At 43.7% G+C, this 25065-nt stretch carries 24 protein-coding genes; 10 read left to right on the top strand and 14 right to left on the bottom strand.

Features of this window, described 5'->3' with window-relative positions:
• Positions 1 to 107 precede the first annotated feature (107 nt).
• Positions 108 to 2048 carry an esterase/lipase family protein gene (locus CDG60_RS08980; protein ID WP_087514020.1) on the top strand — a complete coding sequence of 647 codons (1941 nt, stop codon included), beginning with the start codon at positions 108 to 110 and terminating at the stop codon, positions 2046 to 2048.
• A gap of 103 nt (positions 2049 to 2151) precedes the next feature.
• On the opposite strand, the gene phnX is transcribed toward CDG60_RS08980, so the two are convergent.
• The 7 genes from phnX to CDG60_RS08945 all read right to left on the bottom strand — a co-directional run bounded on the left by phnX (position 2152) and on the right by CDG60_RS08945 (position 10276).
• Positions 2152 to 2967, bottom strand: coding sequence for a phosphonoacetaldehyde hydrolase (gene phnX, locus CDG60_RS08975; protein ID WP_087514019.1), 816 nt, complete (start codon positions 2965 to 2967; stop codon positions 2152 to 2154).
• A gap of 39 nt (positions 2968 to 3006) precedes the next feature.
• Positions 3007 to 4119: a 2-aminoethylphosphonate--pyruvate transaminase gene (phnW, locus tag CDG60_RS08970; protein WP_087514018.1), complete on the bottom strand. Its 1113-nt coding sequence runs from the start codon at positions 4117 to 4119 to the stop codon at positions 3007 to 3009.
• A 68-nt stretch (positions 4120 to 4187) separates the two neighbouring features.
• Positions 4188 to 5342 carry a TIGR03364 family FAD-dependent oxidoreductase gene (locus CDG60_RS08965; protein ID WP_087514017.1) on the bottom strand — a complete coding sequence of 385 codons (1155 nt, stop codon included), beginning with the start codon at positions 5340 to 5342 and terminating at the stop codon, positions 4188 to 4190.
• A 123-nt stretch (positions 5343 to 5465) separates the two neighbouring features.
• Entirely contained in the window at positions 5466 to 7178 is a 1713-nt protein-coding gene (locus CDG60_RS08960) for a putative 2-aminoethylphosphonate ABC transporter permease subunit (RefSeq protein ID WP_087514016.1), read from the bottom strand.
• Complete coding sequence (locus CDG60_RS08955; protein ID WP_087514015.1) at positions 7172 to 8365, bottom strand: ABC transporter ATP-binding protein; 1194 nt, start codon at positions 8363 to 8365, stop codon at positions 7172 to 7174. The genes CDG60_RS08960 and CDG60_RS08955 overlap by 7 nt, the downstream gene beginning before the upstream one ends.
• Positions 8366 to 8398: 33 nt before the next feature.
• On the bottom strand, positions 8399 to 9382 hold the full coding sequence (locus tag CDG60_RS08950) for a putative 2-aminoethylphosphonate ABC transporter substrate-binding protein (protein ID WP_406565311.1): 984 nt from the start codon (positions 9380 to 9382) through the stop codon (positions 8399 to 8401).
• Positions 9383 to 9538: 156 nt separating this feature from the next.
• Positions 9539 to 10276: a UTRA domain-containing protein gene (locus CDG60_RS08945; protein ID WP_087514013.1), complete on the bottom strand. Its 738-nt coding sequence runs from the start codon at positions 10274 to 10276 to the stop codon at positions 9539 to 9541.
• A 263-nt stretch (positions 10277 to 10539) separates the two neighbouring features.
• Here CDG60_RS08945 and CDG60_RS08940 point away from each other — a divergent pair, with 263 nt between their 5' ends.
• Both CDG60_RS08940 and CDG60_RS08935 read left to right on the top strand, forming a co-directional pair.
• Positions 10540 to 11322, top strand: a complete 783-nt coding sequence (locus CDG60_RS08940; RefSeq protein ID WP_087514012.1) for an HD domain-containing protein — start codon at positions 10540 to 10542, stop codon at positions 11320 to 11322.
• Positions 11319 to 12146 carry an alpha/beta fold hydrolase gene (locus CDG60_RS08935; RefSeq protein ID WP_087514011.1) on the top strand — a complete coding sequence of 276 codons (828 nt, stop codon included), beginning with the start codon at positions 11319 to 11321 and terminating at the stop codon, positions 12144 to 12146. The genes CDG60_RS08940 and CDG60_RS08935 overlap by 4 nt, the downstream gene beginning before the upstream one ends.
• On the opposite strand, the gene CDG60_RS08930 is transcribed toward CDG60_RS08935, so the two are convergent.
• Positions 12137 to 13036 carry a LysR family transcriptional regulator gene (locus CDG60_RS08930; RefSeq protein WP_087514010.1) on the bottom strand — a complete coding sequence of 300 codons (900 nt, stop codon included), beginning with the start codon at positions 13034 to 13036 and terminating at the stop codon, positions 12137 to 12139. The genes CDG60_RS08935 and CDG60_RS08930 overlap by 10 nt on opposite strands.
• 102 nt (positions 13037 to 13138) lie before the next feature.
• Here CDG60_RS08930 and CDG60_RS08925 point away from each other — a divergent pair, with 102 nt between their 5' ends.
• On the top strand, positions 13139 to 13585 hold the full coding sequence (locus CDG60_RS08925) for a CidA/LrgA family protein (protein WP_087514009.1): 447 nt from the start codon (positions 13139 to 13141) through the stop codon (positions 13583 to 13585).
• 1 nt (position 13586) lies between these two features.
• Complete coding sequence (locus CDG60_RS08920) at positions 13587 to 14288, top strand: LrgB family protein (RefSeq protein ID WP_087514008.1); 702 nt, start codon at positions 13587 to 13589, stop codon at positions 14286 to 14288.
• Positions 14289 to 14378: 90 nt separating this feature from the next.
• Here CDG60_RS08920 and CDG60_RS08915 read toward each other — a convergent pair whose 3' ends face one another.
• From CDG60_RS08915 to CDG60_RS08895, 5 genes are all read right to left on the bottom strand, one after another.
• Positions 14379 to 15137 carry an adenosylcobinamide-GDP ribazoletransferase gene (locus CDG60_RS08915; protein WP_087514007.1) on the bottom strand — a complete coding sequence of 253 codons (759 nt, stop codon included), beginning with the start codon at positions 15135 to 15137 and terminating at the stop codon, positions 14379 to 14381.
• Positions 15134 to 15763: a histidine phosphatase family protein gene (locus CDG60_RS08910; RefSeq protein ID WP_227542947.1), complete on the bottom strand. Its 630-nt coding sequence runs from the start codon at positions 15761 to 15763 to the stop codon at positions 15134 to 15136. The genes CDG60_RS08915 and CDG60_RS08910 overlap by 4 nt, the downstream gene beginning before the upstream one ends.
• A gap of 6 nt (positions 15764 to 15769) precedes the next feature.
• A complete protein-coding gene (gene cobT, locus CDG60_RS08905; RefSeq protein WP_087514006.1) occupies positions 15770 to 16834 on the bottom strand; it encodes a nicotinate-nucleotide--dimethylbenzimidazole phosphoribosyltransferase in 1065 nt (354 codons plus the stop codon).
• A gap of 90 nt (positions 16835 to 16924) precedes the next feature.
• Positions 16925 to 17452: a bifunctional adenosylcobinamide kinase/adenosylcobinamide-phosphate guanylyltransferase gene (cobU, locus tag CDG60_RS08900; RefSeq protein WP_087514005.1), complete on the bottom strand. Its 528-nt coding sequence runs from the start codon at positions 17450 to 17452 to the stop codon at positions 16925 to 16927.
• Positions 17453 to 17500: 48 nt separating this feature from the next.
• Positions 17501 to 18133 carry a 2'-5' RNA ligase family protein gene (locus CDG60_RS08895; RefSeq protein ID WP_087514004.1) on the bottom strand — a complete coding sequence of 211 codons (633 nt, stop codon included), beginning with the start codon at positions 18131 to 18133 and terminating at the stop codon, positions 17501 to 17503.
• An 851-nt stretch (positions 18134 to 18984) separates the two neighbouring features.
• Here CDG60_RS08895 and aroQ point away from each other — a divergent pair.
• The 3 genes from aroQ to accC are packed head-to-tail and all read left to right on the top strand — an operon-like array spanning position 18985 to position 21261.
• The gene (aroQ, locus tag CDG60_RS08890) at positions 18985 to 19440 is read left to right on the top strand and encodes a type II 3-dehydroquinate dehydratase (protein WP_087514003.1); all 456 of its coding nucleotides are present in this window, start codon (positions 18985 to 18987) and stop codon (positions 19438 to 19440) included.
• A 16-nt stretch (positions 19441 to 19456) separates the two neighbouring features.
• Entirely contained in the window at positions 19457 to 19873 is a 417-nt protein-coding gene (locus tag CDG60_RS08885; protein ID WP_087514002.1) for an acetyl-CoA carboxylase biotin carboxyl carrier protein, read from the top strand.
• Between the two features lie 17 nt (positions 19874 to 19890).
• Complete coding sequence (accC, locus tag CDG60_RS08880; RefSeq protein WP_087514001.1) at positions 19891 to 21261, top strand: acetyl-CoA carboxylase biotin carboxylase subunit; 1371 nt, start codon at positions 19891 to 19893, stop codon at positions 21259 to 21261.
• A gap of 72 nt (positions 21262 to 21333) precedes the next feature.
• Here the strand turns inward: accC and CDG60_RS08875 are convergent, their stop codons facing one another.
• Positions 21334 to 21807 (bottom strand): hypothetical protein, encoded by a 474-nt coding sequence (locus CDG60_RS08875; protein ID WP_087514037.1) that lies wholly within the window; start codon positions 21805 to 21807, stop codon positions 21334 to 21336.
• Positions 21808 to 22152: 345 nt separating this feature from the next.
• Here CDG60_RS08875 and CDG60_RS08870 point away from each other — a divergent pair, with 345 nt between their 5' ends.
• Together CDG60_RS08870 and CDG60_RS08865 are read left to right on the top strand one after the other, a co-directional pair.
• Positions 22153 to 23505, top strand: a complete 1353-nt coding sequence (locus CDG60_RS08870) for a GGDEF domain-containing protein (protein WP_087514000.1) — start codon at positions 22153 to 22155, stop codon at positions 23503 to 23505.
• Between the two features lie 44 nt (positions 23506 to 23549).
• Positions 23550 to 25040: an amidase gene (locus CDG60_RS08865; RefSeq protein ID WP_087513999.1), complete on the top strand. Its 1491-nt coding sequence runs from the start codon at positions 23550 to 23552 to the stop codon at positions 25038 to 25040.
• The last annotated feature ends 25 nt before the right edge of the window (positions 25041 to 25065 follow it).

The following is a 25065-nucleotide window of genomic DNA, read 5'->3' as shown; positions in this document are numbered from 1 at the left end:
CTGACCTTACTATACTTACAATAAAATCATAATGTTGCATAAATCACATAGTTTTTGTGTCATTCATACATTAAAGTACCTGAAAATTATATCGCTGTAGTCTGATCATGTTCGCATCTGCACATTTGCTCATCCGTTCACTTCAACTTTCACCTTTTATTCTGTTTACAGCCCTCTCTGGCTGTCAGATGGTTAATATCAAAGAAAATCCGCTCAGTAATTCCCTGACCAGTAAAACGGATCATATTCTGACATCACAGCACTTAAGTGAGACAACTTTGCAGTTTTTACATGCATATCAGCAAAAAGAATCGGGCTGTATCGCTCAGGCTGAACAATGTATAGAGGAACTGAACCAGCAGGCTGTGACTGACCTTGAAGCATATTATGCAGCAGCGTCTGAAGTTTTTCTTGCCAGAGCACTGACTCTGGATAAAAGTTCGGCATATCAGCAGAAAAGTGCAACTGATTCACGCTCTGGCTGCCTCAATGAACAGCTGAAATATCTTGATCAGAGCATCCGTTACAGTTATGTCTATCTGTTTAAAAGTACACACAGCCCTGAATCACGCCTTTTTGACCAGCGTCAGACACAGGTCAGAACATTTTATAATTATGCGCTGTCCAGACTCATCAGTGCGGTACACACACGGGATGGTTTTACCCAGTTGCCCAGTCAGTTTTCTATAAACAACCATATATATAGGATCAATACAGATCAGTATCCCTCGCTGAAAAGTACTGTGCTCGAAAGCCTGAAAAGCAGTTACAACATGAATTTTTCCGGTTTTTACAATATTAACCGTCAGGAAGGACTGGGGTCAGAGTTTGTAGCTGTCACGGCGACACAAAAGGACAATCAACTGAAACAGTTTGTAGTTGACCCTGAACGGTATTTCACTGTACTCCCCAATCCCAATATACACCCTGCACGTTTTCTTCCCATCAGTGCAGTGATCAAACCTGAAAATGAACAGCTCACGGCGCAGGAAATCCTGAATAATGCGCCATTGTCCATTCAGCTGATAGATCCATACCGTTTTAAGACAGCACAGATCAACAACACCGACTATACCGTCACAGCCAACTATTCTGTGCCCTATGGTTTGTGGCTTGCAGAAAGTAAAATGGGTTCAGTCGGTTACCGTTCACTGCTGAACCGTGAAGAAAAACTGTTGATGCCTCATCTGTTCATGACCGAACCATATCAGCCTGGTAAAAAAATCATCATTATGATTCATGGGCTGGCAAGCAGTCCTGAGACCTGGGTGACGCTCACCAATAACATTATGGGTGATCCCGTGTTACGGGATCACTATCAGGTGTGGCAGGTTTTTTACTCAACCAATATGCCTATTTTTGAAAACCGTTTTCAGATCAATGATCTGCTGAAACAGGCTTTTAAATCTGTTCAACCTGGTACTGAATCCGCCCACAATGCAGTCCTGATCGGTCACAGTATGGGCGGTATTATCAGTCGTCTGCTGATCAGTGATACAGATATAGCCATGCATGCCATTCCCATGATGAATTATGAACAGCATATCCAGCTCCAGCAGAATCCTGTAATCCGTGAAAGGTTCATCTTTAAACCCTTGTCCACTGTCAGTCGGGCGATTTTTATTGCCACACCACATCATGGCAGTGAATATGCAGACCGCTGGTATACTCAGCTGGTCCGTAAAGCGATTGGTCTTCCATTTAATTTTTCAGATGCGGTCAACAGAAAAATCGGCGGTCATAAAAATTCCACAGCAGGTCTGATCTTCAATGCACCATCAGATTTGAGTAATCATTCACGCTTCATGCAGTTAACCTCCCAGATCATGCCTTCTGGCAATATCCCTTTTCATTCCATTATGGGTAATCAGACGCACAGTACAGACCCTGATAAAATGAGCGATGGTATTGTTTCATATAACAGCTCACATCTTGCAGGTGCACAGTCTGAAAAAATAATCAAAGGTGGTCACTCCATCCATGAAAGCCCTGAAGCGGTGATGGAATTACGTCGAATTTTGAGAGAGCATCTGAAACAGCAACCATAGGACTGTTTTCATACCTAAAGACATGCTGAACAGACCCTGAAAAAAATAAGCACTCATGATTGAGTGCTTATTTCCATTGAAGATGAATTTCGGAGATCAGCCTTTAAGGTTTTTCACCATTTTGAAGTCGTTTTTCAATATCATCCAGTACAGCCGGTAAATCAGCAATGCTGTCGATGACATAATGAGCACCAGAAGCATTCATTTTTGCATAAGCCTTATCTTTCAGAACTTTCTGTTCTGCCTGCGGAAGCTGTTGCCATTCCTCAAAACTCAGACCGACTTCATTGCCACTGATCGCCAGTGCGACAGTCCAGCAGCCACCATTGAGCCCCTCCTCAATCCCCACAACGGTGTCATCCACTTTAACAACACCTTTGATATCTGAAACATCAAGTTCAATCAGATTCTTCCACAGCATCTCTGGGTATGGGCGTCCATGCTTCACATCTGACGCTGTAATAATACAGTCTGGCTGATACCCCTGTTCAGCAGCATCTTTCACCAACTGTCCGATCATCATTGAAGCATATCCGGTATTACTGCCAATTTTTGCGCCACGTTCACGGATGTTCTGAAATGTTTCCGTTGCACCAGGAATCAAAGCTGAGCATAAAGGAATGCTTTTTAACTGATATGGAATGAAATCCTGATAAAGACGGTCTATATCCTGTGTTGTAAAAGCAGTGCCATATACCGCTTTCCATGCTTCAGCAACACGGGGCATATTCAGTACAGCCGCAATATGATCACGTTTTTCTAGCCCCATCGGTGCTCTGGCTTCTTCAATACTGATGGCAACTTTGTTATCAGCAAAAAGTGCCATAAATGCCAGAATGGGTGCTCTTGAACCAAAATCAACAGTCGTTCCTGCCCAATCAAAAACCACTGCCTGAATACGTGTATTTGAAGTTGTCATATCTGTTCCTGAAAAATATTAAGAAAATGAATAAAGTTTTTATGCTGCACTGTATTGCTTCAGTGCACCGAGTAAACGACGGATATCTTCTGGATAAACCTCTCCGATATTTCCAATACGGAAGCAGTTCAGGTCTGTAACTTTTCCTGGATAAATCACAAAACCTGCCTGTTTCAGATTTTCATACAGATGCTGAAAGCTGAAATCTGCAGTATCTGGATATAAAAAGGTGGTAATGACTGGCGACTGCGGTGTTGTATTTTCAAGTACCAGCTGGAAACCCAGCGCTTGCATTCCTTCAGACAGCGTTTTCTGACTGGTCAGATAGCGCTGATATCTTGCCTGGACACCACCTTCCTGCTCCAGTTCAACCAGAGCCTGATAAAAAGCATGAACTACATGGGTTGGCGATGTGAAACGCCATTTACCATTGAACTGTTCCATGGTCTGCCACTGGTCATAGAGATCCAGACTGACCGATCTTGCCAGTCCTTTGCAGTTTTCCAGCACATCACGTTTAGCCAGGACAAAACCGAAACCGGGTACACCCTGTATGCATTTGTTTGCACTTGAAATCAGAAAATCTATTTCCAGCTCTGCAATATCCATCGGTACGCCACCAAAAGAGCTCATGGCATCCACAATCCATGTTTTTCCTGCAGCTTTAACCCGCTGACCAATTTCTGCGATCGGATTAAGCAGACCTGTGGTTGTCTCACAATGTACACATGCCACATGGGTCAATGCCGCATCTTCCAGTGCCTGCTCTATATCCTGCATGGAAGGAATTTCGGTTTCAGGACAGCGCAGTTCAACAACATCAATTTTCAGGCAACGTGCCATCTGAACCATTCGTGCACCATAGGCACCGTTATTGATAATCAGGATTTTGCCATCTGAAGGAATCACAGAGCCCAGTACGGATTCCACTGCAAAACTGCCGCTACCCTGCATCAGCACGGCGCTATATAGCTCTTTCTGTACAGTCGCCAGTCCAACCAGGCGCAGACGGATCTCCTGCACCAGCTGGTTATATTCTTTGTCCCACGTACACCAGTCTTTCTGCATTGCACGTCTGACACCCACAGATGTCGAAAGTGGTCCTGGAGTCAGCAGCAGATAATTGTTATTCAGTTCAGTTAATGCGTTCATATTTTCATCGCTTTGATTGGATTTAATACAGTATATATAAATCTGGTTTAAACCAGATTACAAGTCGTTTAAAAAATGTGCTTTTCGAGCATTTCTTTCATAAATCCTGCACCGGTGGTCATTCCTTTACCAGCAACAGCACTGATCAGGAAAATACCTGGCTCTGCTTCAGTCACACATGCTGGTTGTTCAGGATGTGTGAGGTAATAACCATTCCAGCGGAATTCAATCTGGGGCAAGGTCAGCCCGATTTTTGTCTGACAATAATCCTGTATGAAATGATTGATTTCTTCACGCTGGTAAAACTGTGGCATTTCTTCGACGGGATAATATTCATGACTGTCACCCAGGATAATCTGACCATACGCATTCTGTTTCAGCAGAATATGAATGCCGTAGTCTTTGACCAGTCCCTGTCTGGATTCATCGGTCAGTTCCGCATGACTGCTACAGATTTCAAAAGCGGGATAACGAGAAATGGACAGTCCCGAATAGACAGAAGCATTCAGATGCTGTTTAAAGGGCTGTGTCAGTGCCATCTGCAGACTACAGCGTAACAACCCCATATTCTGAAGAAGTTCTGGATAAAGTAACTGTGTCAGTTCACCATGACAGATCAGCACTTTTGCAGTCCTGTATGTTTCACCTGAAGCCAGATGAACCTCTTTTATACCGAGCCCCGCTGATGTTTTAACAACACAGGCATTACAGTGGATTTCAACACCGAACTGTTGTGCATACTGTAAAAGACGCTTTCCAATCAGCTGTGGTTCTACGGAATAATCTTCATGGAAAATCATTCCTCCCCGTATATCTGCCTGTGGGTTGATCCAGCCAAACTGCTGCAGTGTCTGCTCTCGGCTGAGCAGCTGAACAGGAATGTCATAATCAGGGGCTGACACTGCAAATTCGTTCAGCACCTGCCATTCAAGCTCTGTATTGGCCAGATACAGTCCATTTCGCTGTTGAAAGGAAATATCCGTCTGTGCCTGAATCCGCTGATAAAAGTCACGTGTACTCAGTGCGTGTTTATGCCATTCACCCTCAGGATGGGTCAGTGTGGATGTCCCGACCATGCCGAAATTGCGCCGTGTTGCACCGACTGGCTCTGCATCTTTTTCAAAGAGCTGAACTTTAAGCCCCTGTTCAGCAGCCTGAATGGCCGCCGAGAGTCCAAGAATACCAGCCCCGACAATAATCAGGTCTGAATCAAGTATTTTCATTGTGTCTCACCATATTCCGTAAGATTTTTCAGGGTGCAGCAGTCCCTGCTTTGAGGGAAAGCATGAAAAATATTTCAGGTAAATTTTGTAGGTTAAAAATTCAGTAATAAATTCTGTTCAGATTTACTGCGTGCTTTCCCGCCACCGCTGACTGGATTTCATAATTCTGGCGGTCAGCAGCCAGTGCAGCAGTTTTACCAGGCAGGATGTCATCAGGATCAGAATACTCATGGCAACTGCTGCAACGGTATCTCCGGCATCGTCCATATTCAGTACTGCCACAGCAGCAAGACTGGTATCAGGTGAATAAAGGAAAATAGCTGCGGACACGGTGGTCATGGCATTGACGAACAGATAAACCGATACATCACACACCGCAGGAAATGTCATCGGCAGATAAACTTTATGAAACATCGTCCACCGACTGCTGCCCAGGCTTTGAGCAGCCTGATCAAGCTGAAGCGGAATCTGTTTGACTGCACTGACCAGCGTCAGATGCGGCACGGTGTAATAGTGAATAATGGTCGAGATCACCAGCAGCGTCATGGTTCCATAGATAGCTGACAACGGACTTCCAGGTACATTGAAAAACAGAATATAAGCAATCCCAAGTACAAGTCCTGGTACAGCCAGCGGTAACAGGACCAGAATCTGCACATAATTTTTCAGAAAAGGATGCCCTTTAAAACGTTCAGTAAACAATGCCATTAGGAAAATAATCACTGTGCCTGCAACAGTCGTAAACAAAGCCAGTTTCAGAGAGTTGAAATAGCTGCTCCAGCCACCACCATCCACATAATCAAAACGGTAGTGATTCAGCGTCAAAGAAAGATCATAAGGCCAGTAGCGGATAAATGAAGCAATCACCGCTGTCAGAATAATCAGCACAATAAAACCGGCAACCATACAACAGAACGCTGTCAGTACTTTCTGAACTACAGGATGCTGTTTTATGGCATAGGGTTTAATCTGAAAATTCTGAAATCGTGCCTGACGACGGCTCTGATAACGGTCAAAAATAAATGCCAGAACTGCAGGACATAGCAATAGTAAGGAAATAACTGCTCCCATACTCATATTCTGCTGACCAATGATCTGTTTATAAACGTCCAGTGCCATCATATTGAATGAGCCACCAATCACTTTAGGAATTCCAAAATCCGTAATGACGTATGTAAAAGCCACCAGGCAGGCACTGACCAGTCCATAACGTACCGCAGGTAAAGTTACAGCCAGATGCGTCTGCCATGTATTTTTCCCCAGTGACATTGAGGCCTCCATCAGACGCTGATCAATACTGCGAAAAGCACTCATCAACAACATCACCATGGCAGGAAATAACCAGAAACAATAACTCAGTAAAATGCCGACCGGTCCATAAATTTCAGTATCACCAATAAATGATTTCAGTACGCCCTGTTGCCCGAACAGATAAACCAAAGCAAGCGAAGGCAGGATGGAGGGTGCGAGAATAGGCAGAAATGCCACTGTTTTAAAGAATGCTTTGCCTTTTACAGGTGTACAGCACAGCGTGAATGCATATACACCTGCCAGGGAAACTGTAATCAGTGTTGCAACACATGCAATCCAGATGGAATTGAATATGGAGGACAACAGTGCCGGATTTGAAAAATACGCCGTGAAATTATCCAGTCCTGTGTAATGTCCGACATCATTCAAAAAAGCACTTTTCAGTAATACCACCAGGGGCAGAATCAGACTGATGCTTAATAAAACAGCTCCTGTCAGCAGTACCAGGGTTGCACTCAGTGAATAACGCGGTCGTCGGTAGTGCTGACTTTTTAAAATGGCATCTGCAGTGTTCTGATTCAGCATAATGCACGCCCCTGCATATCAAATATATGCAGCGCACTGACCGGAACTCTGATCTTCATGGTTTCAGACAGCTGTTCAGCCTGATGGTTTTCAATATCGACCTGAATCAGCTCCTTATGATCATGCTGATTCAGCAATCCTGTACAGAATACACGGCGTTTAGCCCCCAAAAATTCACTGCTGACCAGTCGGACAGGGAAAACCAGATCATCTTTACTGGCTTCAGTATCCATACTCATCAGCTGAGCATTTTCAGGACGGAATGCAATTTCAAACTGATGACCATTTTCAAATGTCTTAGCTGCAACATGGCAGATAACGTCCTGATCGACCCTGAGCTGACTGTGTTTTTCAGCCTGAGCCTGCATGAAGTTCATACTACCAATAAACTGCGCAACAAACCGGGTCTGTGGTCGGTAATAAATATTGTGAGGCGTATCCATCTGTTCAATAATGCCTGCATTCATCACTGCAATACGGTCAGAGATACTCAGCGCTTCCTCCTGATCATGTGTCACCATAATGGCTGGCAGGTTCAACTGCTGCTGAATATTCCTGATTTTCTGACGCAGACTGATACGCACCAGTGCATCCAGTGCAGACAATGGTTCATCCAGCAGCAGAATATCTGGGCGAGGTGCAATTGCCCGAGCCAGTGCCACACGCTGCTGCTGCCCACCGGAGAGCTGATCTGGGTATTTGAATTTACAGTGACTCAGTTCAATCAATGCCAGTAATTCATCTACACGCTGTTCTGTCTGTTCACGCGTCCACTGTTTTTTATGCAATCCAAATGCAATATTTTCAGTAACAGTCAGGTTCGGAAACAGCGCATAGTTCTGGAACACAATTCCACATTTACGTTTTGCTGTCGTCTGCTGACTGATATCCTGCCCATGCTTCACGATCCGACCATAATCAGGGTGTTCAAGCCCCGCAATAATCCGCAGCAAAGTGGTTTTACCACAGCCCGATGGCCCCAGAAAGCTGACAAATTCACCTGCTTTCAGATCCAGATTGATATGCTCAAGTACAGTCGTCTGCCCAAATGACTTACGGACATCCACTACATCCAGCACACTGGCTGAAGACGATACTGAATAGGTTTTCAGTGTGGTGATCAGATGACCTGCTGAGGTCTGATTCTGATCAGAGATCCTGTTTTTTAAATGTGCCGGAATCTGCATGTTTTATCCATTCTGTTCTTTATAATCTGTTGTTCAGTGTTCAAACTTCTGTGACCACTGATTTAAAATTCGTTCACGGTTTTCTGCTGCCCAGTAAAAATCATTTTTTACCAGTCTTTGAGACAGATCTTTTGGAAAATCGGGATTGGTTGATGTGACTGCTTTATGCGCAACCATGGAAAAATTCTGTGCATATGCCTGATTGGCAGCCTGGCTTACCGTCCAGTCGATAAATTTCTGCGCACTGCTTAAATGTCGTGTGCCTTTGACTATTGCTGAGGCTTCCATTTCCCATCCCAGTCCTTCAGATGGATAAACGATTTCAAGCGGAGCACCGCGTGATCTGAGTTTAAAGCCTGGGTAACCGAATGAAATGCCTATGATGGTTTCGCCCTGGGCTGCCATCTTGCATGGCTTTGAACCTGAATGAACATACTGAGATACGTTTTTGTCCAGTGCGCTCATGTATTCCCACGCCTGTTTTTCACCAAAAATCTGCATCCATGCTGTCACATCCAGATAGCCTGTACCACTGGATGCCGGGTTCGGCATCACAATCAATCCTTTATAAACAGGATTGGTCAGGTCTTTCCAGCTGCGGGGTACAGGCAGATTCTTCTTTTTCAGTTCAATTGTATTGACACAGACTGCTGACTCCCATGCGGTCATCCCTGTCCATACGGGTACTGGTTCTGCACTGACAAAGTCTTTTTTCAGCTGATCTGAATGTGCGGGTTTATACGGTTCAAGCAGGTTTTTATCCTGCATGACCAGCAGACTGGTCAGTGCCAGCCCCATGATGACATCAGCCTGAGGATTTTTCTGTTCAGCAAGTAATCTTGCAGTAATTACACCCGTGGAATCACGTACCCATTTCACCCTTAATTCAGGATGTGCTTTTCTTAATTCCCACTGATAGCGTTTTAACTGTTCGGCTTCAACAGCCGTGTAGACTGTCAGCTGTTCCTGAGGCTGAGCACCTGAATTTGTTGTACATCCCGTTACAAGGGAAGTCATCAGTACTATTGAGCTCAGTACTGCCGCATATTTTTTATAACTCTGTCCATACTGGCGCATCTGCTGTTCCTGAAGAAAGCATCTTTGATAGCCAGTATTTCAACAAAGTATTATGACAATTTAATTAATCTGGTTTAAACCAGATTAATTATTTCTTCAGTTTGTTCCCTCTGCATCAAAATGCAGATCAAGTACATCATGCAGCCAGTATTCCTGATCCACATCTGTAATCACACCATCCTGGTCACGGTTCGTCCGGCAGATATATAAGCCCATTGAACCGATATTGACATGCAGGGCTTTAGCCTGCTGTTCTGAAAAAGCAGTCGGATAAAGACTGATATGAGCTCTGGTCAAATTACGCTGATACTGCTCTGCCATCAGGACTGTCACGGACTGAGCAAGATCATGTTCTGTCAGATCAGGAAACAGCTGGGCATTAATACGCAAATGCTCCACCACTACAGGTCTGCCATTAATACTTCTGCGCCGCCACACTGAATAAACAGGATCACCTGTACGGATACTGAGATGAACCGCATCCCAGGATGTTGCATCAACCGTTTCAACCGTCATCAGCTCAGTTGAAGGCACAGCACCCTGTTCCATCACATACTGATTAAAACTTTTGGTTGACTGTGGTTCATAAATAATTCTGGGCGCCCTGATATACCAGCCACGGCGGTCAAGCCGGTAAATAAACCCGTCCATTTCCAGTGCCAGTAATGCTTCACGTACAGCAACACGGGTTGTTGCAAACTGTTCTGAAAGTACACGTTCAGACGGCAGTTTTGAATTCCGTTCAAGCTGACCGGACTCGATTTCATGCGCGATGGCATCACGTATTGGAATGTATTTGGGTACCCGAGGAATGGATGAATGGGTTTCGCTCATTTGCCTGAATAAAATTGACCGTGTTCTTATCAATATACTGTAATTTTATGACAAGGTAATGTTTTTACTGAACATCAGGTTTCCACAACCGGTCAGTTCATCTGCGCAGATCAGTTTTATCATATTTCCCAGATCGCACTGCTGATGATTCATACCTGATTATCAATGTAAGATATTGATCATACAGCTTTAAATAAAAATATTTGCGCTACAGGAAAACTACCTATATTTTAGAGTAAATACTCTAAAATATAGAGGCAGCTATGATTGGTGATTATCAGTGGGTTCAAAAAACACAGGGTCGATTGACATTTAAAGAAAAATTCAGACTGATTCAAAGCATTCTTATGCCTGTTACCGTCAGTTTTATCCGATCAGGGATAACTTCCAGAAAACATTGCTCCGCACTGCGGATATCCGATATTGTCATTCCTGATTCAAATATTGTGAAAGAAGCTTTTCAGGAACTTGAATACGCTCAGAACCCATCCGTTACAGCTCATTCACTCAGAACCTATTTTATAGGTACAGCCATTGCACATCAAAAAAAATGGCAGTTTGATCAGGAAGACTTTGCTGTAGCCAGTTTTATGCATGATCTTGGACTGGTCAGCGAATTAAGCCTGCATGCCTGCCATTGCTTTACCCTTGAAAGTGCAAAACAAGCTGAAATTTTATGTCAGAAGCATAATTATTCAGAACAAAAGATCCAGAATATCTGTGATGCCATCTGCCTGCACATGAATGGTCATCTTGATGAAAATGATAAAACACTCAGTAAAGAAATCCTGATGTTACAGAAAGCAACCGCCTGTGATGTAACAGGTGCAAATCTGCATCTGATACCTGCAGCATTTACAGAGCAATTACTGGAACGCTATCCGCGAGATCATTTTCTCAGTGACTTTAAAACACTGATCCAACAGGAATCCACAAGGCATCCTCATTCCAGAACAGCACTGCTGAACAAAGCGGGGCTGGGGCTGATGATTCAGTTAAATCCACTAAACAGACATTCTCCCAACACTGAACAGGTTGAATCATGAACATACTGGCGCCTTTAACAACTGCATTTCACTTTAAACAGCTGGCAGAAATACCGGTACAGTTGTACAGCACATATCCAGACGGAGCTGTTGTTATTCTGCTCCCAGCTCTGGGCGTGCCTGTTGCGAAATATGATCTGTTTATTCAGCAACTGCTTTCGGTCAATATACAGGTCATCACGGCGGACTATCCTGGCTGTGGTCAGAACAGACCTGAGGTTTCCAGAACATTTGATTATGGCTATGCAGATCTGCTGAATTTTTTTATCCCTGAACTGTATAAGGCTGCCTGTTCTGTTTCCTCCAGACCACCTGTTTTACTGGGACACAGCCTGGGCGGACATCTTGCAACCCTCTATGCCCAACAACATGCTGTTCAGGTAATTGGAATAGCGACAGGAAATATCGGTTTAAAATACTGGGATCTGAAAGGTAAATTCAATATTCTCAAAGCAGCTGCCGCAATTAATACCATGATTTTGAAAGATGGTTATCTTGCAGGTTATAAAATTGGCTTTGGTTATAAAGAAGCCAGAACACTGATGCGGGACTGGTCCAGAACCATATTCACTGCCGGCTACCAACATATCACGGGCACTATAAACACACTTTCACCTGAGCAGGCTTTATTTATTCACCTGAACCAGGATGACTTTGCTCCACTCAGCTCCATGCTGGGTTTGAGTCGTTACTTTCAGAATCCTCAAGTAATCAGCCTTGACCTGAGCAGGACAGTAAAAGGTCATCAGCACAGTGCATGGATAAAACAGCCTGCTGAAGTTGTCAGAACAGTTCAGACATGGCTGAACCAGCTTCAGAAATGAATCCTGTCCAGATTGTTTTCTATAATCTGTAACCATGCCCGTGTGGCAGGACTCATGGCTACCGTCGTATTCCATGCCATACTTAAAGCCCAGTTCAAACCAGAGTTTTCCAGCTGACTGATGTTGAATTTTTCCTGATTTAACTGTTCACAGTAAATTTTAGGCAATAATGCTATTCCTACATTGGACTCGACCATTTTGGCGATAAAGTCCCACTGGCTGCTTTTACAGACAATCTCCAGTTCAAATCCAGCATGCTGAGCGGCAGAAATGATCATATTATTTAGTGTAAATGTATCGTCGTAGAGTAAAAAGGATTCCTCTTTCAGTTCAGCAAGCGACACTGATGTTCGCCCACGCCACTGTGAATCCTTTAATGACAGTAAGCACAGCGGTGAATCCATGATCTGAATCCCGCCCAGTTTTGGTTTTAAATGCCCAAGAATAATGCCAACATCCACTTTTTTTGCAAGAATGGCATCTTCTATTCCTGTTGCACCAACCTCAAAGAAGCTCAGCTCAACCTCTGGATACTGTTTATGAAACGTTGCAATCAATGTACTGAGCAGTACGGAACCCAGTGGTGGTAAACCCAGCCTGAGTTTACCCTGTTTCAGTGTACGGACTCTTGCAACCGTTTCCCTGATCTGTTGCTGCTCTTCAAGAATCACCAAGGCATGCTGATATATCTGTTCGCCAGTATAAGTCAGCTGTGTATCCCTTTTACGCCCTCCATCCCCCTTATGAAACAACGCCACATCCAGCTCATCTTCCAGCTGCCGGACTGCCTTACTCAGGGTTGGCTGTGTCAGATGCAGCAGATCTGCTGCACGGCTGAAACTGCCACACTGCACAATCTGGACAAAAATATTGAGGCTTTTGATATCCACGGCATATTATTCTATTAAGGCATAATTATTTTTTAATTATTCATAATCATTGCGTGCAGTCAACTTTAAAATACACTCAGTTTCACAAAATATGCTGTCATCATGTCCATAACATTCAGATCTTTAAACCAGTCCGTCCTACTGAAAATCATATTTCAACTCAGCCTGCTGATTTTTATCTGGTGGATTGGCTCTGTATTGCAAAAGCTTTTAAATATCCCTGTATCTGCAGGTGTGATTGGTCTGTTCCTTATGCTTTTCGCACTCCTGAGCGGAGTTTTTAAACTGCAATGGATAAAATCAGGTTCAGATTTCATTCTTGGAGAACTGGTTCTGTTTTTTATTCCCTGTGTTGTAGGACTGATCAAATACAAACACCTGTTTATGACTCAGGGCTGGCAAATGGTTGTTGCCGTTGTAATCGGTACGGTCACTGTGATGGTTTCCACTGCTTATGCCGTACATTTTGGCTTTAAACTCGAATCGCGCTTACAGGCACACCATAAGTCAACAACGCAGGATCATCAGCAGGAAATGGAAGTAAAATAATATGAGCACAACTGTTATTTCCATTTGCTTTGTCATTGCGACACTGGTGGGTTACATCCTTGTAAAAAAACTGCATCGTAAATATCCATATATGCTGCTGTCACCCGCCATGCTTGTCCCTTTTATCCTGATCATCATCCTGCTGCTGCTGCATATTTCCTACGAGACCTATATGCAGGAAAGCCAGTGGATTGTATGGATGCTTGGACCTGCAACTGTAGGCTTTGCCGTTCCAATTTATGAATACCGCAGTATTATCAGAAAACATGCCATATCCATCAGCCTCGGCGTTGTAGTCGGTATGCTGTCAGGAATCATCAGTGCCTACTGGCTGGCAAAACTGTTTAAATTTGATCTGGCGACCTCATACAGTCTGATGTCACGTTCGATCTCAACGCCTTTTGCAATGGAGCTGACAGCACATATCGGAGGCTCAGTGGAACTTGTGATTCTGTTTACCATGATTACCGGTATTGCCGGTGTAGCCCTGGCAGATCTGATCCTGAAGAAACTTCACCTCAATTCAAACTTTGCCCAGGGTGCTTCCCTTGGAAATGCAGCTCATGGCTTTGGTACCAGTAAAGCCTTTATGCGCCACAAGGAAGAAGGCGTTGTTGCATGCCTGTGTATGGTACTTTCGGGTATTTTTATGGTGATTACAGGATCTGTACTGATACATACTGTTATTCATCTGTTTGCCTGACACCATAAAAAAGGATCAGCCCTGCTGATCCTTTTCCGATTTTATTTACCCCTGACAGACACCCATCTGCTAATGGCTTACAGGCATTCATCAGATGATCTGTTTAGCTGTGAAATAAATACTGCCGATTACAAAAGCAAGTAAACTGGACATTTCTGTAATTTCAATTGCTGCGCCCACAGTATCTCCAGTAATCCCTCCAATCCGCTGAATAAATTTAAAACGCAGATAAATCAGCGTTGCAATAAAAACCACAGCGGTCAACAAACCCGACCACACAAAGAAACCACAGGCCAGCAGGCTGACTGTAAAAATCAACATTGCCCAGTATTTTGGAATATATTCGGCTATGGACGAACCCAGTCCCTGTTTACGCACATAGTCAGTCGTTAAAAACAGAAATAACGGTGCAAGTCGTCCAAGTACAGGAAACAGTATTAAAGCCGTGTAAAACTGCTTCTGTAGTAATAAATACAGTGCAGACCACTTTAACAGGCAGATAATCAGCAGGCTTAATACACCAATCGGACCACAGGCAGGGTCTTTCATGATTTTAAGTGTGCGTTCCTTATCACCAAAGCCACCCACCCAGGCATCAGCAGTATCCGCAAGTCCATCCAGGTGCAGTCCACCCGTCAACCAGATCCATAACACAAGAATGATTGTGGTTAACAGAACAACAGGCAGCGCATACAATACTGAAGCCACCGCGAACAGCAGCAGTCCTATTAATAGACCAATCACTGGATAAAATAACAGTGACCGACCATTCTGCCTGTGAGATGGCATCTGTTTTAGCTGAACAGGAAATACCGTTAAAAACTGAAGTGCAATTAAAAATGGAGTCATTCATGTGCCTCCAGTAATCTGAAATGATACTGATTAGACTGTTCATCCAGCAGCAACTGCATACTGCACAGCTGACCCAAAGGTGCAGTCATTTTAAGCAGATCGTCCAGCGGTTGCTGCAAAGCCAGACATTTTAAAAACTTAATGACACCGCCATGCGTCACAACCAGAGCCCTTGAAATATGCTGTCTTTGCATCTGCTGATAAATATCCTGCACCGCGTTTAAGACACGCTGCTGAAAATCGGCATATTTTTCTGCATTGGGTGGATAGTACATGCTCGGTTGTTGCCAGAAATTTGCCAGTAACTCAGCGTTCTGTTCATAAATATCCTGCGTAGAACGTCCTTCCCAGTCACCAAAATGCATTTCCTGTAACTGTGCATCCAGTATCAAAGGACTTTGTGTACGTGCCTGTAACTGTTCTGCAAAAGACTGACAACGCAACAGGTTGGATGAAAAGATCATCTGCCACGGACAGCTATCCGACGGGTTCCAGACGTGATCAACAGTCTGCCACATCTGTCTGAACCCGTTCTGGGTCAGTGCATCATCTGTAGAACCACGTAAAGTATGGCTTAAAGTCGTTTCGCCGTGACGTAACAGATCAATCTGCAGCTCCATCATTTAAACTTAAACCTTTTCACCCGTAACCGCTGCCTCTGCAAAGGTTGCCATATTGTTGTGCAGACTGCATGCCAGTTTTATGACCCCTAAGGCAGCACCTGCGCCACTGCCTTCACCCAAACGTAAGTTCAGCTGTAATAATGGACTGGCATTCAATTCTAACAGAATACGCTGATGACCATACTCCGCTGACTTGTGTCCAAACAGCATCCACTGACGAACCTCGGGATTCAGACGAACTGCTATCAATGCTGAAACGGAGCTGATAAAGCCATCAACAATGACAGGCAATCCCCGTTGCGCACAGCGGATATAAGCCCCTGTCATCGCTGCGATTTCCAGCCCACCTACAGCACATAAAGCTCTGAATGCATCATGCTCTGTACCATTTGCCACATAGTCCATATGCAGTTGAACCGCCTGATCAATCACCTGTTTTTTATGTGCCAGCTGCTCTGCACGAATCCCTGTACCCACACCCGTCAGTTGCTCTGCCAGTTCATTCAGCAGATAACATGCCACTGCTGAAGCCGCACAGGTATTTCCAATACCCATTTCACCCGCAATATAAATATCTGCATTCTGCTCAATGGCTTTTTCAGCACTGTCATATCCGAGCTGCATAGCCTGCGCACACTGTTCCTCAGTCATTGCCTTTGTTTCAGCAAAGTTTGCAGTACCATGTGCAATACAGTGACGCTCTACGCCTGTGTAGCTGTAAACATCACCCACTGAACCACAGTCTATCACCTGTAAAGTTGCGTTGTATTCCTTTGCAATCACACTGATACACGCACCGCCCGTTGCAAAGTTCTGAAGCATCTGACGGGTTACCGCCTGAGGATAGGCAGAAATATTTTCTTCCATCACACCATGATCACCTGCAAAGATACAGATCCACGGCGCATCCACACTGGGTTTCTGCACGTTTTGCAGACCTGCCAGCTGTACAGCAACATTTTCAAGCTCTGACAATGAACCTGTAGGTTTGGTGAGTTGTGACTGACGCTGTTCCGCCTGTGCTTTTGCATCCAGATTCGGCTGTTTCACGCTGTCTTGCCACCAGTTCATTGCATCTCTCCATTTCATTATTTACACGGTACAGATTCGATTGATCCGAATCTTAAATTAAAAATCTGTTAACCCTGATCACCAGGCAGATCAGACGGATGGACTTTGATCTTTTAAAACCATAGGAAAACCTGCAACACAGAAGATGACCTTATCTGCGATCTTCCCCAGTTGCTGATGCAGGCGTCCCGATTCATCCACAAACTTTCGGCTAAGCTCCCCCATAGGAATGACACCCAGTCCAGTTTCATTACTGACCAGCACCACCTCAGATTTCAATTCTGGTAGAGTCCGCAGTAAGAGTTCACACTGCTGATGCTGCAATGCATCATCTTCATGCATGAGTAAGTTACTCATCCATAAAGTCAGACAATCAATCAGAATCAGTTGCCCAGCCTGATCAATGCGCAACAGGGACTCCGCCAGAAAAAGTGGCTCTTCAATCAACTGCCAGTGCTCAGGTCTATGCTCCTGATGATGCTGAATCCGATCCTGCATTTCCTGATCATAAGCCTGTGCGGTGGCAATATAAATGACAGGTAGCTGTGAACTCTGTGCTGTCTGCTCTGCCAGACGACTTTTTCCTGAACGGGCACCACCCAGTATCAATTGCAACATTGTGCATTTCCCTGAATCAATAATTCTGTATTTAAAAGTAGATGCATATCAGATCAGTTCCATCAGCTGCTCTGGATAAAGCTGACCCTGTAAAATTTTAGCTTCATAGTGTCCAAAAGTCAGATGCTTAACGTCTATGTCAAAACTGCGCTGTGCAAGCTGATCAATTTCTGAATATACGATCTGACCCTCAATGGCGTCTGAATACAGCCCTAAAGTAATATGCGGACAGTAATCCAGAGCAGCTATTTCCTGGTATTGATCTGAAAACAGTGTTCTGATCTTACTTAGGCTATTGTGTTCATCAATGATCTCAACAAACAGCGCACTGTTGAAGCTGCGGATCTGCCCTGTTTTCAATCGGAATGATCTGATTTCCTGCTGTAACAACGACTGCATCTGTTGCTGAAAATCTGACTGGCTGAAGTCATCATCAAAGATTTTGTTCTGACTTAAGAAGCCACAGATAAACAACGTAATATGAAACTGCCGGATGTTTGGCTGAACAAGAAATTCTGCACATCTGTTTCTCAGTGCTGACAGATACAGCAACAGCTCAGGCTGCACTATTTCTATATACCATAGAGCATAATGCATCCGCCCTTTATGCCATTCAGGGTAATCATGCATCTGTGTTGGAATGGTCAGTTGATTGGCTTGCAGGAACACGGTCTTCAACATGCTGGGCTGAATAGCCTATTTAAACATGACCTGAGCAAAAGTGCTGAGCGAATACATGAACAAAACTCAGCTCTGAATGAAATTTATTCAATAATACAGGCATATCGTGTCTTATTTACCCACATAATCATTCCTGATTTGGCTGTAACTGGACGAAATACTATCTGATATTGCCTCAGCAATCCCTGCTTTTGAAGAAAGTACTTAATCCATAAAGTTTTAAATACTGACTTTCATATTTTCTGCCAACAACAAATGTTTAAATTTCAATCATCTTTAAATTTTCAGGATCTTTTTTTGAAGTAAAAAGCCAGTCAGAAAGTATTGAACATTTACATCTGTTCTGTACCCTCAGCCCCGGTGGTCATCAAAATGCCCTATGCGCTGACCATATTGGGGCTTTGGCATTGATCTTAAAATCATGTTTTATCCCGCTTTTGCATGACAGGAACAATAAAACTTTCATATTTATCGTATATTCTCTATAAATATAATCTTTTAAGTCACTTATACAAGATTCAGAGCTTATAAATTTTTATGGCTGTTATACTGAGTTTTTCTCTGACTTGAGAATAACCTTCAGGCTATTACAGTTTTCTTTACATAAATTCAATGAACAGTTTTGGTCAATTCATATTAAAATGTAAAAAAAAGTAAAGCTCCTTAAATTTGTAATTTTTTAACATTGTTATTTAGTTGCAAAATTTACATTATATATGCCTGTTCTGACACATGTATTCCGCGACAAATTAAAGAAACTATAAAAAAATTGCAGAAAAATGTGCCATAATTGGTAAACTTTGCAGACATCTTGCAAAGTTTCCTGCAAATTATAAACTGGAGTTAGCTGAATGAGTTCGACCATTCTGGTCATTCATGGACCGAATCTGAATTTACTGGGTATGCGCGAACCAGAAGTATATGGACATCTGACACTCGATGACATCAATCAGCAACTGAAACTACAGGCACAGCATTCTTCCATTACACTCGAAACTTTCCAGAGCAACTGGGAAGGCGCTGTTGTAGACCGAATTCATCAGGCACAGAAAGAAGGTGTGAAGTACATCATCATCAACCCTGCTGCCCTGACTCATACCTCTGTCGCAGTCCGTGATGCCCTGTTGGGCGTTGCCATACCATTTATTGAAGTCCATCTGTCCAACGTGCATGCACGTGAAGCATTCCGACATCATTCATATCTTTCAGATAAAGCCACTGGCGTTATATGTGGACTGGGTGCAAAAGGCTATTCAGCTGCACTCGATTTCGTCATCGAAAAAATTCAACCTTCCAAGCAATCATAATCAGGAATACTGTCTCATGGATATTCGTAAAATCAAGAAGCTCATCGATTTGATGATTGAATCTGACTTACAGGCGATCGAAGTTAAGGAAGGTGATCAGTCGATTGCTCTTACCCGTCGCAGTCCTATGGTTGCCGGTACTGTACCTGCTATGGCCGCTCCAGTTGCTGAAGCTCCTGTAGCTAAAACGCCACGTGGTGCAGTCGAAACTTCTCCAATGGTTGGTGTGTTCTATGCGGCTCCAAGCCCAGGTGAACCTACATTCATTAAAGTAGGTCAGACTGTTTCTGCAGGCGAAACACTCGGTATCATCGAAGCAATGAAAATCATGAACCCGATTGAGGCAACTCAAAGCGGTGTCATTGAAGAAATCCTGGTTAAAAATGGTGAAGTGATTCAGTTTGGTCAAGCACTGTTCCGCTATCGCGCCTAAGTCCACGGGGATCCACAATGTTGCAAAAAGTTTTAATTGCCAACCGCGGTGAAATTGCTTTACGTATCACCCGTGCGTGCAAAACTTTAGGAATCAAAACTGTAGGCATCTATTCAGATGCCGACAAAGACCTGATGCATTTACGTTTCTGTGATGAAGCCGTGTGTATTGGACCGGGTGCCAGCAGCGAAAGCTATCTGAATATTCCAGCCATTATTACTGCCGCAGAAATTACAGGTGCTGATGCCATTCACCCTGGTTATGGTTTTCTTTCAGAAAATGCTGAATTTGCTGAAATTGTAGAAAGTTCCGGTTTTATCTTTATTGGACCGCGTCCTGAACATATCCGTCTGATGGGGAACAAAGTTTCTGCAATTATGGCGATGCGTAAAGCTGGTGTTCCAACAGTTCCGGGTTCTGCTCATGCTGTCACACCAAACAATGCACTGGCTGAAGCAAAAGAAATTGGCTTCCCGCTGATTGTTAAAGCAGCAGCTGGTGGTGGTGGTCGTGGTATGCGTATTGTAGAGCGTGTTGATACACTGCTCGAGTCTGTACAGGCTGCACAGCGTGATGCTGAAATGTGGTTCGGTGATGATACCGTCTATATGGAACGCTTCCTTCAGAAGCCACGCCATGTGGAAGTTCAGGTACTAGGTGATGGTAATGGTCATGCCATTCATTTATTCGACCGTGACTGTTCTCTTCAGCGCCGCCATCAGAAAGTTCTCGAAGAAGCACCTGCTCCAGGTTTACCTGAACAGGCACGTGCAGATATTCTTGAAGCCTGTGTGAATGCCTGCAAACTGATGCAGTACCGTGGTGCAGGAACATTTGAGTTCCTGTTTGAAGAAGGTGAATTCTTCTTCATTGAAATGAATACCCGTGTTCAGGTTGAACATCCTGTTACTGAAATGGTTACCGGTATCGACATCATTGAACAGCAGCTCCTGATTGCAGCCGGTCTTGGTCTGAACCTTGTCCAGGAAGACATTGAGTGCAAAGGTCATGCTATGGAATGTCGTATCAATGCTGAAGATCCGACAACCTTTCTGCCTTCACCTGGTCTGATTGAACATTTCTATACACCAGGTGGTGCAGGTATCCGTCTTGATTCCCATATCTATCAGGGTTACAGCATTCCTCCATATTACGACTCCATGATTGCAAAACTGATTGCACATGGTAAAGATCGTGAAACCTGTATTGCTCGTTTAAAACAGGCACTGGACGAAATTATCCTGACCGGTATCAAAACCAATATTCCTTTGCATAAAGATCTGATTCTGAAAGATGAGAAGTTCTGTTCCCAGGCAATGGATATTCACTATCTGGAAAAGCATCTGTTAAAGCAGCTTGAAGGACACGAAGCCAAAGAAGCATCCTAAAGTTCATACTCATAAAAAAACCGCTTACTGAAGCGGTTTTTTTATTCTGAGCAGATAAATCATATTTTTTATTTACGGCAAAATTCTGTATAGCGTCGCAAAACATTGTTCGGCTTTATCATTGGTACAGAAATCAATCACCTGAGGGTTTTTCCATTTCACAAAATACTGTGAAATTTCACCACTCTGATCCTGTTGATATCCTGAGCAGTCTTTCTCATTATTGTCATATTTCACCTGTAGCACCAATGCAGGCAGTTTTGTAGTGGTATCTACAGAAGGCTGATAATCATAAATACCCGATGACCATTCTTCACCGCTTTTGATAATGACATCATTACTGCTTCTGAAATTATAATATTCCACACATTTATTATTCGAAGGAATCTGCATACCCCAAAGCCCGACAATCTCAGGTCGGGTGACAATTCTGATATTCCCCTGTGCTGCTGTCGCTTCAGTCTGCTCACCCGTTGTGCGGGGATCATTTGCTATAGCACCTGTACTTAACAGCATAACCAGAACCGTGAAACATATTTTTTTCATATATTCATTCAACAACATAATTGCTCTGCTTAAACTAACACATATTTCAAAAAAAAATCATGCAATAACGATTTCACAACACTCTAATTTTACAGGAAATCTTAAAATATACTGATGTACTGTTTCAGAATAAAGGTCATAAATTCTTGACGAAATGCATTGTGTGATGGACTTAACAAATTTATCATATATTGAATAATATGGTACTTGTCTTATCTATAATTAAAACAAACCAGAACCATAATTCTGCCATAGGGAATTCTTTTGTCAGACATACACAAGTATTTTAAAACATTTCATCTGAACCGGCAGTTCTACGCATATACAATCCTCTGCCTGGTCGTGATGCTCACCTGTCTGATGGGTATTCTATCTAGACCTGCAAATCTGCTTGCTTTTTTCTGGCCTGCAAATGCAGTACTGCTGGGTATCTTTCTTCGTCTGCCTCAACTGAACAATACCGGTGGCTGGCTTGGAGCATTTTCAGGATACATCCTGGCTGACCTGATCACTGGAAACTCTCTGGTTTTAACCCTTTTTCTGACGGTTTCAAACATCATCACAGTTTCGGTTTCTCTGTTTTTTATTTATCTGACCAGACTGAATTACCGTAATTATAATAAAGGGTTCACCTTTTTATATCTCTTTTCAATCTGCGCACTGGCAGGCTGTTTCGCTAGTGCTCTGTTTGCCGTGAACACCATCCCATACGCACCGAATACATTTATGTCACCGGACAGAAAATGGATAGATTTTGGCATGTGGTGGACAGGTGAAATCATCAACTGCATCACCATTCTCCCTTTAATTCTCGCTTTTCCTGCACGCGCCGAATTTCATCATTTTTTTACCAAAGATCTGCCAAAAATTTCTTTTGTTCATTTATTGCCTTTATTTGCGATCATTATTTCTGTGATCTTCACACATATATTTTTTGGTCCAGGTGCTTTGCTCTATCCTTTGGCTGCAATGATCTGGGCAGCATTAACCTATCGCCTGTTCAGCCTGACTATTGTGAACAGTATTGTCTGCCTGGTGACTTACCACAGTCTGACCAGCTTTTATTTATCTGAATCTTCGGATGCCTATTTCAGTACCGCTATCTCTGTCCGTATCGGTCTGTGCATGCTGGGGCTGGCTCCACTGGTGCTGGCAATCATCAGTTCCAACCGTCAGGAGCTTTATCAGCGCGTCTTATATATGGCAAATCATGACAGCCTGACCCAAGCCATGAACAGACATTCTTTTTTTGAGCAAGGCGAAAAACTGATTAAAAACAGCAAATCACAGCCTTTGACTGCAATTATGATGGACATTGACCATTTTAAAAAAATGAATGATCAGTATGGGCATCATACTGGCGACCTTGTTCTACAGAACTTTGCAGATCAGGTCAGAACCTGCCTGCGTTCTGAAGATCTTTTTGCCCGGATAGGTGGTGAAGAATTCATCATACTGCTCTCCTGTACAGAAGAATATCAGGCACATCAGATTGCAGAGCGGATACGTCAGGTCATTGAGTCCACACCCGTTCATCAACAGGGGAAACCCGACATCTACATCACAGTCAGTATTGGCGTTGCAAAACAGAATCCTGATGATCCGGTACTGCAACATCTGGTCAATACAGCAGATCAGGCACTTTATCAGGCTAAATCACAGGGTCGAAACCAGGTAATGATTGCTTCATTTCATTGAATCGCCTATAAATATTTTATCTATAAAATAAAATCAGGATGATGATGAAACTAAGCGAATATCTTTCATACGATGGACTGGGATTGGCTCAACTGATTGCCAGAAAAGAAGTCACATCCTCTGAACTGTTACAGCTTGCCTTACAGAGAGCCAATCAGGTTAACCCTACCTTGAACGCAATTACCATTCCAATGCACGAATATGCCCAGAACCGGAGTCAGCAGGAGCTTTCTGGAGCATTTGCAGGTGTCCCTTTTCTGGTGAAAGATCTCTTTCAGGAGTTTGCAGGTGTACCCTCCACATTTGGATGCAGTTTTTTTAAAAATATCAATTTCCATGCTGAACAGTATTCTGAAATCGTAAAACGCTGGGAAAATGCCGGTGTGGTCACACTGGGACGAACCAATACACCAGAGTTTGGAATTAAAGGCATCACTGAACCTGAAGCCTGGGGTAGCTGTAAAAACCCATGGAATATTAAACATAACAGTGGAGGTTCTTCGGGAGGCTCAGCTTCTGCTGTTGCAGCTGGCATTGTTCCTGTTGCAGGTGCTGGAGACGGTGGTGGATCAATCCGCATACCGGCATCCTACTGTGGTCTGTTCGGTTTAAAGCCAAGCCGTGGCAGAACGCCGTGGGGGCCGTCCATGAGTGAAGCCATGCATGGAGCTGCTGTACAGCATGTGCTGAGCAGAACTGTCCGTGACAGCGCTGCTATGCTTGATGCTGCACAAGGCCCTGAAAATGCATCATTATTTAAAATTGAAAAACCTGTGATGCCTTATCTTGATATTCTGGATAAGCCCCTGAAACCCCTGAAAATTGCGTTCAGTACAGTTTCTCCAATCGGAACTAAAGTATCAGCTGATGCCATCGCAGCAGTACAGCATACTGCCCGCCTGCTTGAGTCACTGGGACATACAGTGGTTGAAGATCAGCCCAAAATGGACGGCATGCAGTTGGCTAAGGATTTTATTACGACCTGGTTCAGTCATTTTTCTTTCACCATGCGTGAAATCATACAGAAACATGGTGCAAAACCCTCTGACTTTGAGCTTGATTCACAGGCACTCGCTGCATTTGGTGCTAAAACCAGCGCGCTCGACTACATTCACAACCTCGAAAACTGGGGTAAATATACAGCTCAGATGAATGATTTTTTTCAGAGCTACGACCTTTTCCTTACACCATCCACTGCAACCACAGCTCCAGAAAATGGTCAGATTCAGACACCAGGATGGCAAAAAACCATACTCAAAGGTCTGCTTAGACTGGACAAGGCTCACTTACTGGCTCAGGGTAAAATGGTGGATCAGATCGTTACTGAAAACCTGAAATGGGTACCTTTCACTCAACTGGCAAACATAACCGGCTTACCCGCAATGTCAGTCCCTTTATACTGGAATAAAGCAAATATGCCTTTAGGCTCACAGTTTATTGCGCCGTTTGCCCGTGAAGATGTCCTGTTACAGCTGGCATCCCAGCTTGAACGGGTTCAGCCGTGGTTTTACCGCTATAAAGAAATAAAACTCTGAAAACCTGATCTTGCAGACTGGTGAC

The sequence above is a fragment of the Acinetobacter chinensis genome (assembly GCF_002165375.2).
In the GTDB taxonomy this organism is placed as follows: domain Bacteria; phylum Pseudomonadota; class Gammaproteobacteria; order Pseudomonadales; family Moraxellaceae; genus Acinetobacter; species Acinetobacter chinensis.
Note: the sequence above shows the minus strand (reverse complement) of the source record. Positions and strands in the feature narration are given on the sequence as shown.

Excerpts from the sequence above, each read along its gene's own strand:
- CDG60_RS08980 (WP_087514020.1), top strand. The coding sequence starts at position 108 with ATGTTCGCATCTGCACATTTGCTCATCCGTTCACTTCAACTTTCACCT.
- phnX (WP_087514019.1), bottom strand. The coding sequence starts at position 2,967 with ATGACAACTTCAAATACACGTATTCAGGCAGTGGTTTTTGATTGGGCA.
- phnW (WP_087514018.1), bottom strand. The coding sequence starts at position 4,119 with ATGAACGCATTAACTGAACTGAATAACAATTATCTGCTGCTGACTCCA.
- CDG60_RS08965 (WP_087514017.1), bottom strand. The coding sequence starts at position 5,342 with ATGAAAATACTTGATTCAGACCTGATTATTGTCGGGGCTGGTATTCTT.
- CDG60_RS08960 (WP_087514016.1), bottom strand. The coding sequence starts at position 7,178 with ATGCTGAATCAGAACACTGCAGATGCCATTTTAAAAAGTCAGCACTAC.
- CDG60_RS08955 (WP_087514015.1), bottom strand. The coding sequence starts at position 8,365 with ATGCAGATTCCGGCACATTTAAAAAACAGGATCTCTGATCAGAATCAG.
- CDG60_RS08950 (WP_406565311.1), bottom strand. The coding sequence starts at position 9,382 with ATGACTTCCCTTGTAACGGGATGTACAACAAATTCAGGTGCTCAGCCT.
- CDG60_RS08945 (WP_087514013.1), bottom strand. The coding sequence starts at position 10,276 with ATGAGCGAAACCCATTCATCCATTCCTCGGGTACCCAAATACATTCCA.
- CDG60_RS08940 (WP_087514012.1), top strand. The coding sequence starts at position 10,540 with ATGATTGGTGATTATCAGTGGGTTCAAAAAACACAGGGTCGATTGACA.
- CDG60_RS08935 (WP_087514011.1), top strand. The coding sequence starts at position 11,319 with ATGAACATACTGGCGCCTTTAACAACTGCATTTCACTTTAAACAGCTG.
- CDG60_RS08925 (WP_087514009.1), top strand. The coding sequence starts at position 13,139 with ATGTCCATAACATTCAGATCTTTAAACCAGTCCGTCCTACTGAAAATC.
- CDG60_RS08920 (WP_087514008.1), top strand. The coding sequence starts at position 13,587 with ATGAGCACAACTGTTATTTCCATTTGCTTTGTCATTGCGACACTGGTG.
- CDG60_RS08915 (WP_087514007.1), bottom strand. The coding sequence starts at position 15,137 with ATGACTCCATTTTTAATTGCACTTCAGTTTTTAACGGTATTTCCTGTT.
- CDG60_RS08910 (WP_227542947.1), bottom strand. The coding sequence starts at position 15,763 with ATGATGGAGCTGCAGATTGATCTGTTACGTCACGGCGAAACGACTTTA.
- cobT (WP_087514006.1), bottom strand. The coding sequence starts at position 16,834 with ATGAACTGGTGGCAAGACAGCGTGAAACAGCCGAATCTGGATGCAAAA.
- cobU (WP_087514005.1), bottom strand. The coding sequence starts at position 17,452 with ATGTTGCAATTGATACTGGGTGGTGCCCGTTCAGGAAAAAGTCGTCTG.
- CDG60_RS08895 (WP_087514004.1), bottom strand. The coding sequence starts at position 18,133 with ATGTTGAAGACCGTGTTCCTGCAAGCCAATCAACTGACCATTCCAACA.
- aroQ (WP_087514003.1), top strand. The coding sequence starts at position 18,985 with ATGAGTTCGACCATTCTGGTCATTCATGGACCGAATCTGAATTTACTG.
- CDG60_RS08885 (WP_087514002.1), top strand. The coding sequence starts at position 19,457 with ATGGATATTCGTAAAATCAAGAAGCTCATCGATTTGATGATTGAATCT.
- accC (WP_087514001.1), top strand. The coding sequence starts at position 19,891 with ATGTTGCAAAAAGTTTTAATTGCCAACCGCGGTGAAATTGCTTTACGT.
- CDG60_RS08875 (WP_087514037.1), bottom strand. The coding sequence starts at position 21,807 with ATGAAAAAAATATGTTTCACGGTTCTGGTTATGCTGTTAAGTACAGGT.
- CDG60_RS08870 (WP_087514000.1), top strand. The coding sequence starts at position 22,153 with ATGCTCACCTGTCTGATGGGTATTCTATCTAGACCTGCAAATCTGCTT.
- CDG60_RS08865 (WP_087513999.1), top strand. The coding sequence starts at position 23,550 with ATGAAACTAAGCGAATATCTTTCATACGATGGACTGGGATTGGCTCAA.